Source organism: Mycetohabitans rhizoxinica HKI 454, assembly GCF_000198775.1.
GTDB lineage: Bacteria > Pseudomonadota > Gammaproteobacteria > Burkholderiales > Burkholderiaceae > Mycetohabitans > Mycetohabitans rhizoxinica.
The window spans coordinates 1,876,025-1,889,321 of record NC_014722.1; the positions used below are offsets into that span (position 1 = coordinate 1,876,025).

A 13,297-nucleotide genomic window follows, 5' to 3' on the forward strand; every position below is an offset into this window, starting at 1 on the left:
AAGCCCAGCGCCGCGCCGCAATCCATTTGTCGTAGTCAAGGAAGTCAGTCGTGACAGACCAGTTGCAAAAATTCATGTTCGAGGCCGCGCCAGTGCGTGGCAAAGTCGTCACGCTGGAGAAGACGTGGCAGGAAATCCTCCTGCGTCGTGCCTATCCGGCGCCGGTGCGTACGTTACTTGGCGAAATGATGGCCGCCGCTGCGCTGCTGTCGGCCAACATCAAGTTCGACGGCACGCTAGTCATGCAGATCCTGGGCGACGGGCCGGTCAAGATGCTAGTCGTGCAGTGCCGCTCCGATTTGTCGATGCGGGCGACGGCCAAGCTTGGCAGCGAGTGTGACACATTGAGCGACACTGCGTCGCTGACCGAGTTGGTCAACGCAACCGGTCGTGGGCGCTGCGTCATCACGCTGGATCCGCACGAAAAGCTTCCCGGCCAGCAGCCGTATCAGGGTATCGTGCCCTTGAGCAACGCGCACGATGGCCCGCTGGACAGCGTCGCGCAGGTGCTCGAGCACTATATGCGCCACTCGGAGCAGCTCGACACGCGGTTGTGGCTGGCGGCCGACGAACGGCGCGCGGTTGGGATGCTGTTACAGAAATTGCCCGGCGACGGCGGGATCGTGCCGCGTGCGGTGCAGACTGACGCCGACACGTGGGACCGGGTCTGCCACCTCGGCTCGACGCTGAAGGCCGACGAGATGCTCACGGCCGACCCGGATACGCTGATGCGGCGATTATTCTGGCAAGAGAACGTCAGCCGCTTCGACCCCGCGCCGACGCGTTTCGCCTGCACCTGCTCGCGCGAAAAGGTCGGCGGGATGCTGCAAATGCTCGGACGTGACGAGATCGACAGCATTCTGATCGAGCAAGGCCATGTGGAAGTACATTGCGAGTTCTGCAACCAGCGCTATGAATTCGACGCGGTTGACGCCACGCAACTTTTCCACGGCAATGAACGCTCATTGAACGTCGCGGCCGCGCCGAGCCAACAGCGGCATTAAACGGCGGGCCGATGCAGGAAAAGCGACCGGCGCAAGCCATCGCGCATGGCGAGCACAGCATGACGCAGCCGACGGAGATCGATATGAACAGGTATTCCCCTCGCGCCGCCGTGGCGGCGTTTGGTGCGCTCGCCGCCGCGTCGGCGCTGCTGCTCGGCGGCTGCGCCGTCAGTTACCCGCCCACCCCACACACCGTGCTGAGCCAGTTGCCGGAGTCGCCCCGCACCCCACCGACGCCGTTGACTCCAGCAGAAAAACGGCGCTATGACGAAATCGGTCGCCAAGTGTTGCGCGAGCAGGACGCGGCCATGCAGGCCGACGCGCTCGCGCGCGCGTGGTCCCGGTATCCATACGCGGTCACGCCGGTGTATGGCGGATACTACCGCGGACGTTGGGGACCCGGCTGGGGTGTCGGCAGCGGATGGGGCTATCCGGGGTACTATCTGGGCTGGTGATACTGCTGATCGGGCTCGCCGCGACCCATGCCGGCGCACACCAGTGCTGGCACACAAGCGATGCCCGGCGTTACCGCCGGATTACGAGCAACGCTGGATCTCCACATTACCACTGGAGCCCCACATCACCGCCGGATCCTCACATCACCGTTGGATCCTGACATCACCGCCGGACCTTGACATCACCGCTGGATCAATGGCCGGGATCATGCCGTCCCCCTGCGCTGTCGGCACGTCGCGCAGCCGTGTCCTTCGCGGCCCGGCTGGCCTTCGTCTTTATGCGCGGCTCGGGATTCGGTACCACGCGCATTGGTTGGGCCGACACCTGGCCACGCGTGGACAGGATCGACGGCGCAGCCGTCGCGGACACCGTCGAGGCATTCGGCGACACGAACTGCACAAACACCTCGCTGTCCTTGATCATCCCCATCTCGTAGCGCGCCCGCTCCTCGACCGCAGCGGTCCCGGCTTGCAAGTCCTGCACTTCTCCGGCGATCCGCTCATTGCGCAGCTTCAAGTCATTGTTTTTCTTCTGCTGCGCCGCAAGTTGCTGCTGCAGCTCGTGCACGTGCAGCCAGCCGCCGTGGCCCCACCACAACGGAAACTGGATCAGCACGATCAATCCGATCAAGACAACGGTAACGAGCCGCATAACAAGCTGCCGCCGGGCAAGCGTGGGTTGAACAAAGCCGCCGCCCCGGATCCGGGAGCGGCGGCCACGCGTGTCACAAGGCCCTTATTGGGCCGCCGGCCGCGTCGCCACGCGGCCCAGCCTGTTGCATCAGCGCAGGTTGTAGAACGCGGAGCGTCCAGGGTAGCTCGCGATGTCGCCCAGATCCTCTTCGATGCGCAGCAGCTGATTGTACTTAGCGATCCGGTCGCTGCGCGACAGCGAGCCGGTCTTGATCTGGCCGGCGTTTAGACCGACAGCGATGTCGGCAATCGTCGAGTCCTCGGTTTCGCCGGAGCGGTGCGACACGACGGCGGTATAGCTGGCCCGCTTGGCCATCTCGATCGCCGCGAACGTCTCGGTCAGCGTGCCAATCTGGTTGATCTTGATCAGGATCGAGTTCGCGATGCCCTTCTCGATGCCTTCCTTCAGGATCCGTGTGTTGGTCACGAACAGGTCGTCGCCGACCAGTTGGACCTTTTTGCCGAGCCGATCAGTCAGCAGCTTCCAGCCGTCCCAGTCGCTCTCATGCATGCCGTCCTCGATCGACACGATCGGGAATTTGTCGGCCAACGTCGCAAGATAGTCCGTGAACTCGGACGACGACAACTGCAGGCCCTCACCGGCCAGTTGATACTTACCGTCGTGGTAAAACTCGCTGGCCGCGCAGTCCAGCGCGAGCAGCACGTCTTCGCCAGCGCGATAACCGGCCTTCTCGATCGCCTGAAGGATTGTTGACAGGCATTCGTCGTTGCTGCCGAAGTTCGGCGCAAAGCCGCCTTCGTCGCCAACCGCGGTGCTCATGCCACGGTCCGACAAAATCTTTTTCAACGCATGGAACACCTCGGCGCCGCAGCGCAGCGCCTCGCGAAAGGTCGGCTGGCTCGCCGGCACGATCATGAATTCCTGAATATCCAGGCTGTTATTCGCGTGCGCCCCGCCATTCACGATATTCATCATCGGCACCGGCAATTGCATCGCACCGGAACCGCCGAAGTAGCGGTACAGCGGCAAGCCGGCCTCCTCGGCAGCGGCCTTCGCGACCGCCATCGATACAGCGAGCATTGCGTTCGCGCCGATGCGCGACTTATTGTCGGTGCCATCCAGCTCCAGCAGCGTCTTGTCCAGGAACGCCTGCTCGGACGCGTCCAGGCCCATGATCGCCTCGGAGATCTCGGTGTTCACGTGCTCGACCGCCTTGAGCACCCCCTTGCCGCTGTAGCGGCCCGCTTCGCCGTCGCGCAGCTCGATCGCCTCGCGCGATCCCGTCGATGCACCGGACGGCACCGCTGCGCGACCCATCGTGCCCGATTCGAGCAATACGTCGCATTCGACGGTCGGATTGCCGCGCGAATCGAGAATCTCGCGCCCGATGATGTCTACGATAGCACTCATGATGTCCTCAAAGGAGAGATGAATCGGTTTCGACTACGCTGAAGTCCACGGGGCTGTGGTCCGCGCCGGTCGGCGTCGCCGCCCGATGCCGCCCACCGGCGTGCCACGCGCCGCGCTCCGGCAGGACGGACTTGCCGATCAGACGCGCCGAGCCATGACAAGGTTCATTTGCAACGCCTCCGACCTGTCCCAATACGCGTGGCTCAGTTGAAATCGTTCTCGAGCAGCGGCGTGGATTTCACCGCGCGATCAAGCGTCACCAGCGTTTCCAGCAATGCGCGCATCCGCTGCAACGGGACCGCGTTCGGGCCATCGGATTTCGCCTGCGCGGGATTCGGATGCGTCTCCATGAACAGTCCCGCCACGCCGACCGCGACCGCGGCACGCGCCAGCACCGGCACGAACTCGCGCTGGCCGCCGGACTGGGTGCCTTGGCCGCCAGGCAACTGCACCGAATGGGTCGCGTCGAACACGACCGGGGCACCGGTCTCGCGCATGATCGCAAGCGAACGCATGTCAGAGACCAGATTGTTGTAGCCGAACGACGCGCCGCGCTCACAAGCGAGGAAGCGGTCCGCCGACAGTCCGGCTTCGCTGGCTGCCGAACGCGCCTTGTCGATCACGTTCTTCATGTCGTGCGGCGCCAGAAATTGCCCTTTCTTGATATTGACGGGCTTGCCCGAACGGGCACACGCGTGAATGAAATCGGTCTGCCGGCACAGGAATGCCGGCGTCTGTAGCACGTCAACGACCGATGCGACCGCGTCGATCTCCTCCTTGGCGTGCACGTCGGTCAACACCGGCACGCCGATCTGGCGACGCACCTCGCTAAGGATACGCAGGCCCGCATCCATGCCAAGTCCGCGAAACGACTTATCCGAACTGCGATTAGCCTTATCGTACGACGACTTGTAAATGAACGGGATGCGCAGCGCGCCGCAGATCTCGCCGAGCTGGCCGGCGGTGTCGAGCGCCATCTGCTCGGACTCGACCACGCAGGTGCCGGCAATCAGGAAGAACGGCTTATCCAGGCCGACCTCGAAATCGCATAGTTTCATGTTTGCTCCCGGCCCGCGTTAATGGGCACGCAGCGCGGCTGCTACCTTCTCGCCATGCTCGCGTTGTTGGCGATGCACGAGCGCAGCCTGCACGTAGGCTTTGAACAGCGGATGGCCATCGCGCGGCGTCGAGGTGAACTCGGGATGGAACTGGCAGCCGACGAACCATGGATGCAGGTCCTCGCGCAACTCCATCATCTCTGGCAGGTCCTCTGTCGGCGTGCGCGCGCTGATGATCATCCCGCCGGCTTCGAGCGCCGGCACGAAATGATTGTTGACCTCGTAGCGATGCCGATGCCGCTCGTTAACATCGCTGCCGTAAATTTGCTCGGCGCGCGTACCCGGCTTGACGGGACAGCGTTGTGCGCCCAGCCGCATCGTGCCACCCAGGTCCGACGATTCACTGCGCTTTTCGACGGTGCCATCGCGGTCGTACCATTCAGTGATCAGCGCGACGACCGGATTCGGCGTTGACGGATCGAACTCGGTGCTATCGGCCTGCTGCAGGTTTGCGACATGACGCGCGAACTCAATCACCGCCAGTTGCATGCCCAGGCAGATTCCCAGGTACGGCACCTTTGCCTCACGCGCGTAGCGGATCGCCTTGATCTTGCCTTCCGTGCCACGCCGGCCGAAACCGCCCGGCACCAAGATCGCGTCCAGATGAGCGAGGCTACTGGCGCCCTCCGTCTCGATCTGCTCCGAGTCGATGTACTCGATGTTCACACGCGTGAGCGTATGCAAAGACGCATGGCGCAGCGCCTCGATCAACGATTTGTACGATTCGGTGAGTTCGACATACTTGCCGACCATGCCGATCGTGACCTCGTGCTCTGGGTGCTCGAGCCGGTGCACCAGATCCGACCACAGCGTCAGATCGGCCGGATTGGGCGCAAGCTTCAACTCGTCGCAGATGATCTCGTCCAGGCCCTGGTCGTGCAACATCTGCGGGATCTTGTAAATGCTGTCCACATCCCACACAGAGATCACCGCATCCTGCGGCACGTTCGAGAACATCGAGATCTTAGCGCGCTCGTCATCCGGAATCCGGCGATCGGCACGACACAGCAGCACGTGCGGCGAGATACCAATTTCCCGCAACTTCTGCACGCTGTGCTGCGTCGGCTTGGTTTTCAGTTCGCCGGCCGTCGCGATGAACGGCACCAGCGTCAGGTGCACGAAGCACGCGCTGTGGCGCCCGAGCCGCAAGCTCATCTGCCGGGCTGCCTCTAGGAACGGCAGCGATTCGATGTCGCCGACCGTGCCGCCGATCTCGACGATCGCCACGTCCGGCTCGCCGCATGTCGCCGACGCGGCGCCACGCTCGATGAACGCCTGGATCTCGTTCGTGATATGAGGAATGACCTGGACCGTCTTGCCAAGGTACTCGCCGCGGCGCTCCTTGCGAATCACCGACTCGTAGATCTGGCCCGTCGTGAAGTTGTTAGCACGGCGCATCTTCGTGCTGATGAAGCGCTCGTAGTGGCCCAAATCCAGATCCGTCTCAGCGCCGTCCTCAGTCACGAACACTTCGCCGTGCTGGAACGGGCTCATCGTGCCGGGATCAACGTTGATGTAGGGATCGAGCTTCAGTAGAGTGACTTTGAGACCGCGCGACTCGAGGATCGCGGCGAGGGAGGCGGCGGCAATGCCCTTGCCCAAGGAGGACACTACACCGCCGGTGACAAATACATATTGGGTCATCGCTGGATGCTCGCGGGAAAGCCGGATTATACTCGAAAGCCCGGCTTTTTCTAAGCGCCCCGCGCCAGGTTGTGCAGCAGGCGCCGGATCGCGCGAGCGGTATCAGGCGGCCGCTCCAGGGGGAAACCAAGGCGAGCCGTCGATCCAGTCAAAAGGGGGAACCACGATGCGCCGTGTCGCATCGAGCCTGACCTGCTGCTCCTGGCCGGAATGCGTGCCGACCAAGAAAACGAGCGGCACCGGCGCGCCATGCGCGAGGCGTGCACTAAGAGTACAGCGCAGCCTACGATAGATCCGATATTCCATTTCCCGGTTGAGCGCCGGTGCGCGGGCGCCACCGGGACCGAGCGGCGGAATCCCGAGTCGGGTGCCCCCCAGTTCTGCTAATCTGAGAAAAAACCGTAAATAGCCCGCAGCCTTCGATGCTTTTGCCCCCATGCGCTTACCCAAACGATATCTCATCACGCCGGATCCCTCTGACGCCGACCCTCCCGCGCTATTTCTCGAACAGTTGAAGCGAACGCTGGACTCGGGCATTGAACTGGTCCAGCTTCGCTCAAAGAAATTGAATGCCATTCATTACATGCGTTTGGCCGAGAAAGCGATGGACCTGTGCCAGCAACATCATGCCCTTCTGCTATTGAACGCCCACGCCCCGCGCAGTGCACGGCACAACGTCGATGGGCTGCACCTGGACAGCCAAAGTCTGATGGCGTGCGACGAACGTCCACTGCCGACAACCAAACTGGTGGCTGCGTCGTGCCACACGATGGCGGAACTCGAAAAGGCGCAGTCCATTGGGGCGGATTTCGTCACACTCTCGCCCGTGCTGCGAACCGCCAGCCATCCCGACGTCGAGCCGCTGGGATGGGATGGCTTTCTCGCGCTGGCCTCGCGGGCCACGTTACCCGTCTACGCATTGGGCGGCCTCCCAGCTGATGCACTGCCTCATGCCGAACGACACGGAGCGTACGGCATCGCAGGCATTCGCTGCTTTTGGAAGTCTTGATTGCCCGCCATGGGTAGCCTTGGGCAGCCTTGGTGAGCGACGCACCCCGTGCCACGCAGATCGGCGGGCCTTGCCCAGCGGAAAATGACGCGAGTCAGCGCCCGGTCCAATAGCGCCTGCGTGAGCGGCGATACGCATCGACCATCCAGCCTGATACCCCGCTGTCGATACGCACCGCGCCATCATCATCGCTGCGCAGCATATCGACGCCGCGCACACGATAACGCGCGGTGACCAGCGGATGCGGATGGCCGAAGCGATTGCGGTAGCCCACCTGAAATACCGCCATGCGCGGCCGTACCGAATCGATAAAAACATCCGTCGACGACGTCTTGCTGCCATGGTGCGGCACGATCAGCACGTCACTGCTCAATGCCGGCCCATGCCGCTCGACCAGCGCCCGCTCGGCGGCCCGTTCGATATCCGATGCGATCAGCACGGCGCCCAGCGCATTCGAGACACGCAGCACGCATGCCGTTGCATTCGGCTTGCGCGGATCCGCCGCGCCCGCCGGCCACAGGAATTCAAACGTCACGCCGTCCCATCGCCATCGCTCCCCGGCACGGCACGCCCGCGTTATTGCGCCGCGCGCGGTGGCGCGCGCCCACAACGGATGAGCAGGCGGCAGCGACGCCTGCATTTGCGCGATTGGCATATCGGCCAACACCGCAGGCACGCCGCCCGCGTGGTCGACATCGCGATGACTAACGACCAGCATGTCCAATGCGTTCACGTCATGCGCGCGCAAAAACGGCACCACGATACGCTGCCCCGCATTGCCGGCTTCCGGGCCCGGGCCGGCATCGAACAGCAGCCGTCGCTGCGCGGTCTCGACCAGCACGGCGGTGCCCTGCCCGATATCGAGCGCCGTGACGCGAAAACCGTCTGCGAGCGGCGCCCGCGATGCCGGCCACAGCAATGGCAGCCACAGAATGGGCGCAGCCGCGCGCAATGGCCAGCCCCGTGGTCCCAGCATCCAAGCCGCACCGACGAGCGCGAGCAGCAGCGCGGCCGGCTCGGGCGCCGGCAAGTACCACACGCCCCACGCGGGCTCGGCCAACGCATCGAGTATGGCAAACAGCCACTGCACCAGGCGGTGCGCCCATTGCAGCAGCAGCGCATCGAATGGCGCCGGGATCGCAATGGCGAGCAGCACCGCGGGCACGACCAGGGTGCTGACCCACGGAATCGCGATGGCATTGGCCACCGGACCCAGTGCCGGAATCTGCGAGAACCAAACAACCGTCAACGGCGCGAGACCGAGCGTCACCGCCCATTGCACGCGCATGGCCGACGCCAGCCGTGTCGGCATGCCACGCACCGCGGCGCGCATGCGGGCCACGAGCGCGCCAAAAGCCTTGGCAGAACGCGGCACGCACGTACTAGCAGGCTGCGGGCCAGGCATACCGGCAGGCCGCTCGCCCGGCCTGCCCGCGCCAGCCTGCGGCAACGCATCGGCCGGATCAAGTGACGGCCAGTCCGGTTCGTCGTCTCGCTGCGACTGGTTGCGGCCCACGCAGCGCAACGCCACCACGATCGCCGCGACCGCACCGAACGAGAGCGCCGTGCTCGCCGACAACGTCGCCCACGGATCGACGAGCACCACGATCACGAGCGCCCACGCGAGGGCCAGTAACGGGTCCACGCGCCGCCCGCTCGCATAAGCAAGCGTCGCGATCGACAGCATGGCAACCGTGCGCTGGGCGGGAATGCCCAACCCGGCGAGTGCAGCATAGCCGGCACCGGCGAGCATTGCACCAACACAACATGCGATGGGAACCGGCACGTGCAGCGGCAACGCCGGCGCAACGCCGAAACCGCGGCGCCAGGCCAGCGCGATGATCGCGGCGGCCAACGCCGCGACCGAGCCGATATGCAAGCCTGATATTGCCATTAGGTGGTTAGTGCCGGTACGGCGCAGCCGCTCCCAGTCCGGCTCCGTAATCGCATCCTGTACACCGATCGCCAGGGCGATCACGATCCCAGCATGCGACCGCGCGGCCTCGTCGCTGCCGCTGCCCGTCCCGGTTCGGGCGGATTCGGACAAGACCTGCTCGATCCGCGTGCGAATGGCCGCACGCCGACGGTCCACGGCGTTGAGCATCGCCCGGATACTAGGACCGCGCTCAATATCGGGCGCGCGTGGCGAGCTGAGGGACGTCCCCGGTTGCCCGCGCGGATCGGCCTGCAGGTGGCGCACGTAGCCCTGCGCACGCACGCCGCGCGCCAGCTGCCGCACATCGGTGTCCGGCAATCTGAAATTGCCGTTGCCATGCACCCGCTTAAGCCTTGCCACGAGCGTATGGCGCCCGCCCGGCACGAGCGTCGCCGAGGGTTGCCGGCCGAACGCGGCAAGCCAGCTCAATTGGACGGTGCGGGGAAACCGCTCGATCCGGGGCGAAGTCGCCTCGACGTCGAACAGAAAGCGAAGCCCGCGCGCATCGCGCGACGGCAAGCCGCGCACCGTGCCGGTCAGCGTCACATCGCGCCCCTCCCACTGCGGCGGCAAAGCATCCGACAGCGCGCTATGCGCGCGCCACGCCGCGTAGCCAAAGCCGAGCAGCGCCGCACACCCGATGCTAGCCGCCCGTGCCAGCCACGACGTGGGCCAGTTGACGCGCCCCGCTGCCCGCGCACGATACGCGATGCATGCCACCCCAGCAGCGGCGAACGCTGCCGCACCCCAGACAAGCCAACCGGCAGTGTCCGGCAAACTGGGTTGCCACTGCAACACGCCCGTGCCCACGACGAACGCGCATAATCGTGCGAGCATCATTCCTCCCTCGGCCGTGCGTTCGTGCGCGACGGATTGCGTAGCGACGACCTGCGCCGGCACAGCGACAAGCGCGCCACCGTAAAGCCCGCGACCGACGCAAGCAGCGCAAGCAGCACAACCCGGCGCCGCGACAAACATCCGGAGCGCCTGAATGCAAAATCCGATTATCGCTACGTGAGGGCGAGCCGCGGCAACGCGGCGTGCGCGTTGGCCGTTGTACCGAGGGCCAGTTGTGGCAACGTCAGCGAACGCATGGCCGCAATCACTGCCGCAATGCGTGGCACTTGGTCGGGCGTGTTGCGCTCCTTGTAGATCCACTGCGGCGCGATATCCGGTGCGTCGGTCTCCACGACCAGTGCATCGAGCGGCAATTGCGCGGCGAGTTGGCGGATGCGCCGAGCACGCTCGAACGTCACATTGCCGCCAAAACCGAGCTTGAAGCCTTGTGCGATATACGCATCGGCCTGTTGAAAGCTGCCATTGAATGCATGCGCGATGCCCCGCACGACGTTGAAGCGTCGCAACTCGGCGATTACCGAGTCTTGCGACTTGCGCACGTGGCAGATCACCGGCAAGTCGAAGTCGCGCGCCATCTTCAACTGTGCCGTATAGATCTCGCGCTGACGCACCGCATCCAACCCCGGCACGAAAAAATCCAAACCAATTTCGCCGACGCCGACAAAACGTGGATCATCCAGGCTGGTGAGGATCTCGCTGCGCAGCACCGCGAGGTCTTCATCCTGCGCGGCCGGCGCATACAGAGGGTGGATACCCAGTGCATAGGCACCCCCATCCACACGATGGGCCAACTCGCGCACCACCGAGAAGTTGAAGCGGGCGACCGCTGGAATCACAATGCGCGACACTTGCGCGTTGCGCGCTGCCGACGCCACGGCAGCCCGATCCGCATCGAATTCGGATGCATCCAGATGACAATGGGTATCGATCCACATCGAGGCTCCCTCGCTGCCAGTTCGATGCAACGCTGCGCGGCCCGATCCGATTCGATCCGATCCGATCCAAACCAAGCCAAGCCAAGCCAGGCCTGGCCGTCGTTAGGCTATCGTCTTTGCGAGCGCAGCGCGCGCCACCGTTGTTTCATCATGCAGCACGCCGTCCCGCAAACGTAATACCCGGTCGCAGCGCGCGGCCAACTCGATATCGTGCGTGACGATCACGAAGCTCGTCTCGAACGTGCGCGACAACTCCAACATCAACTGGAACACCGTTTCCGCAGTATGGCCATCAAGGTTGCCAGTCGGCTCGTCCGCCAGCACGCACGCGGGCCGCGTCACCAGCGCGCGCGCGATCGCCACGCGCTGCCGTTCGCCCCCGGACAGCTCTCCGGGCCGGTGTTTCGCGCGATGCGCGATGCCGACGCGCTCCAGCGTGGCCATCGCCTCGCGACGCGCGCCTTCGACCGGCATCCGGCGGATCCGCAGCGGCATCGCGACGTTGTCCAGCGCGGTAAATTCGGGCAGCAGATGATGAAACTGATAGACGAAACCCAGGGCGCGATTGCGCAAATCGTTGCGCTCACGCTCCGCTAGGTGCGAAAACGGCCGGCCCAATAGCGCGACACGCCCCGCACTGGGCTCGTCGAGCCCGCCCAGCAGATGCAGCAGCGTACTCTTGCCGGAGCCCGACGCGCCGACGATGGCCAGCTTCTCGCCGCGATACACATGCAGTTGCGCGTCGGCCAGCACCGGCACCGGCTGGCCACCCTGCACAAAGGTCTTCGATATGCTGGTCGCGGCCAGCACGATTTGCTGCTCGTTCATTGCTTTACTCATAGCGCAATGCCTCGGCCGGACGCACGCGCGCACCCCGCCAGCTCGGATACAGTGTCGCGAGCGCAGACAGCACGAACGCAATCGCGCCGATCTTCACCACGTCAGCCGCGACCAAGTCGCTGGGCAGTTCGCTGATGAAGTAGATCGACGGCGGCAGGAATCGGAAGCCCAACACATGCTCGATCAACGGTACTAGCCACGGGATACTGACGGCAAGGGCGCAGCCGAGCACAATGCCAAGGCCGGTGCCCACGAAGCCGATGGTCACGCCCTGAATCACAAAAATCTTCATGATCGAGCGCGGCTGCGCGCCAAGCGTGCGCAGGATCGCGATATCGGCCTGCTTGTCAGTGACCGTCATCACCAGCGAGGAGACGAGGTTGAAGGCGGCGACCGCAATGATCAGCGTCAGGATGATGAACATCATCCGTTTCTCGATCTGTACCGCCGAAAACCATGTCTTGTTCTGCTGCGTCCAGTCGCGGATATAGAGGTCACCGGACAACGATCGCGCGAGTTGTCGCGCGACTTCCGGCGCACGCTGCATGTCCTTGATCCGGAGCCGCACGCCGCTAGGCGCGCTCAACCGGAATAGCGCCTGCGCATCGGCGATCGATACCATCGCCAGCGTGCTGTCGAATTCGTAGTGACCGGACTCGAACACGCCGACGACCGTGAACTGCTTGAGCCGCGGCAACATGCCGGCCGGCGTCATGGTGCCCTCCGGAGCCACCACGGTAACCTTGTCGCCGACGCTCACGCCCATCGCACTTGCCAGGTCAACGCCGAGCACGATGCCGAACGATCCCGGCCGCAGGTCGGTCAGCCGACCAGCCTTCATCTCACCCCCCATGTCGGATACCTGCGGCTCCAGCGCCGGGTCGATGCCGCGCAGCGCGACGCCGTTGACCGCGCTTTGTCGCGTGAGCAGCGCCTGCGCGTCGACGTACGGGGCCGCGCCAATCACCTCCGGATTCTGGCGCGCCTCGTTGGCGGTCAGTTGCCAGCTTGGCATCGAGCCGGTCGGCGAGAAGATCTCGATGTGCGCAAGCACCGACAGCATCCGATCGCGCACTTCCTTCTGGAAGCCGTTCATCACCGACAGCACGACAATCAGCGCCGCGACGCCGAGCGCGATGCCCGACATCGAAATCAGCGAAATAAACGAAATGAACCCGTTGCCAGAAGAACGTTTGCCAGTACGCGTATAGCGCAAGCCAATTTGCCATTCGTAGGGGAGCTTCAAACCAATCCTTTGTATCCACGCTGACCGATCCCGCTGCTGGACACCGCCGCGGGTAACAGCGAAGTTTGCCACATAACAGTGCCCTTCCGCCGCTGCGTGCCGCAATAGGATAAATTTGACCGCCACCTTCTGGCTGCCACGCCTAGGACACGCACGAGCGCCTCGACTCGCGTGTGCTGGATACCGC

General features: G+C 64.2%; 12 protein-coding genes. 3 read left to right on the forward strand and 9 right to left on the reverse strand.

The genetic code is table 11. From position 1 onward, the window contains the following. The first annotated feature begins 50 nt into the window (after positions 1-50). Both hslO and RBRH_RS08185 read left to right on the forward strand, forming a co-directional pair. Positions 51-1,004 (forward strand): Hsp33 family molecular chaperone HslO, encoded by a 954-nt coding sequence (hslO, locus tag RBRH_RS08180; protein ID WP_013435697.1) that lies wholly within the window; start codon positions 51-53, stop codon positions 1,002-1,004. A gap of 83 nt (positions 1,005-1,087) precedes the next feature. After that, positions 1,088-1,459, forward strand: a complete 372-nt coding sequence (locus RBRH_RS08185; protein ID WP_041754344.1) for a hypothetical protein — start codon at positions 1,088-1,090, stop codon at positions 1,457-1,459. A gap of 193 nt (positions 1,460-1,652) precedes the next feature. On the opposite strand, the gene ftsB is transcribed toward RBRH_RS08185, so the two are convergent. The 5 genes from ftsB to RBRH_RS08210 all read right to left on the reverse strand — a co-directional run bounded on the left by ftsB (position 1,653) and on the right by RBRH_RS08210 (position 6,724). Continuing rightward, positions 1,653-2,111: a cell division protein FtsB gene (ftsB, locus tag RBRH_RS08190; protein ID WP_013435699.1), complete on the reverse strand. Its 459-nt coding sequence runs from the start codon at positions 2,109-2,111 to the stop codon at positions 1,653-1,655. A gap of 129 nt (positions 2,112-2,240) precedes the next feature. Further along, entirely contained in the window at positions 2,241-3,524 is a 1,284-nt protein-coding gene (eno, locus tag RBRH_RS08195; protein WP_013435700.1) for a phosphopyruvate hydratase, read from the reverse strand. Positions 3,525-3,727: 203 nt separating this feature from the next. Then, positions 3,728-4,582 carry a 3-deoxy-8-phosphooctulonate synthase gene (gene kdsA / locus RBRH_RS08200; protein WP_013435702.1) on the reverse strand — a complete coding sequence of 285 codons (855 nt, stop codon included), beginning with the start codon at positions 4,580-4,582 and terminating at the stop codon, positions 3,728-3,730. A gap of 18 nt (positions 4,583-4,600) precedes the next feature. Further along, a complete protein-coding gene (locus tag RBRH_RS08205) occupies positions 4,601-6,286 on the reverse strand; it encodes a CTP synthase (RefSeq protein WP_013435703.1) in 1,686 nt (561 codons plus the stop codon). Positions 6,287-6,388: 102 nt separating this feature from the next. Next, positions 6,389-6,724, reverse strand: a complete 336-nt coding sequence (locus RBRH_RS08210; protein ID WP_049786402.1) for a hypothetical protein — start codon at positions 6,722-6,724, stop codon at positions 6,389-6,391. Between RBRH_RS08210 and RBRH_RS08215 the strand changes: the two genes are divergently transcribed. Then, positions 6,723-7,295: a thiamine phosphate synthase gene (locus RBRH_RS08215; RefSeq protein WP_013435705.1), complete on the forward strand. Its 573-nt coding sequence runs from the start codon at positions 6,723-6,725 to the stop codon at positions 7,293-7,295. The genes RBRH_RS08210 and RBRH_RS08215 overlap by 2 nt on opposite strands. 94 nt (positions 7,296-7,389) lie before the next feature. Here RBRH_RS08215 and RBRH_RS08220 read toward each other — a convergent pair whose 3' ends face one another. From RBRH_RS08220 to RBRH_RS08235, 4 genes are all read right to left on the reverse strand, one after another. Next, positions 7,390-10,071, reverse strand: coding sequence for a DNA internalization-related competence protein ComEC/Rec2 (locus tag RBRH_RS08220; protein ID WP_232509282.1), 2,682 nt, complete (start codon positions 10,069-10,071; stop codon positions 7,390-7,392). 170 nt (positions 10,072-10,241) lie between these two features. After that, a complete protein-coding gene (locus RBRH_RS08225; RefSeq protein ID WP_041753676.1) occupies positions 10,242-11,024 on the reverse strand; it encodes a TatD family hydrolase in 783 nt (260 codons plus the stop codon). A gap of 102 nt (positions 11,025-11,126) precedes the next feature. Further along, complete coding sequence (locus RBRH_RS08230) at positions 11,127-11,852, reverse strand: ABC transporter ATP-binding protein (protein WP_232509283.1); 726 nt, start codon at positions 11,850-11,852, stop codon at positions 11,127-11,129. Between the two features lie 4 nt (positions 11,853-11,856). Next, positions 11,857-13,110 (reverse strand): lipoprotein-releasing ABC transporter permease subunit, encoded by a 1,254-nt coding sequence (locus tag RBRH_RS08235; protein ID WP_041753678.1) that lies wholly within the window; start codon positions 13,108-13,110, stop codon positions 11,857-11,859. Positions 13,111-13,297 lie beyond the last annotated feature (187 nt).

Bases quoted from the DNA above. Each gene is read 5' to 3' on its own strand.
- RBRH_RS08205 (WP_013435703.1), bottom strand. From the start codon at position 6,286: ATGACCCAATATGTATTTGTCACCGGCGGTGTAGTGTCCTCCTTGGGC.
- kdsA (WP_013435702.1), bottom strand. From the start codon at position 4,582: ATGAAACTATGCGATTTCGAGGTCGGCCTGGATAAGCCGTTCTTCCTG.
- RBRH_RS08230 (WP_232509283.1), bottom strand. From the start codon at position 11,852: ATGAACGAGCAGCAAATCGTGCTGGCCGCGACCAGCATATCGAAGACC.
- RBRH_RS08220 (WP_232509282.1), bottom strand. From the start codon at position 10,071: ATGATGCTCGCACGATTATGCGCGTTCGTCGTGGGCACGGGCGTGTTG.
- RBRH_RS08225 (WP_041753676.1), bottom strand. From the start codon at position 11,024: ATGTGGATCGATACCCATTGTCATCTGGATGCATCCGAATTCGATGCG.
- RBRH_RS08215 (WP_013435705.1), top strand. From the start codon at position 6,723: ATGCGCTTACCCAAACGATATCTCATCACGCCGGATCCCTCTGACGCC.
- eno (WP_013435700.1), bottom strand. From the start codon at position 3,524: ATGAGTGCTATCGTAGACATCATCGGGCGCGAGATTCTCGATTCGCGC.
- ftsB (WP_013435699.1), bottom strand. From the start codon at position 2,111: ATGCGGCTCGTTACCGTTGTCTTGATCGGATTGATCGTGCTGATCCAG.
- RBRH_RS08185 (WP_041754344.1), top strand. From the start codon at position 1,088: ATGAACAGGTATTCCCCTCGCGCCGCCGTGGCGGCGTTTGGTGCGCTC.
- RBRH_RS08210 (WP_049786402.1), bottom strand. From the start codon at position 6,724: ATGGGGGCAAAAGCATCGAAGGCTGCGGGCTATTTACGGTTTTTTCTC.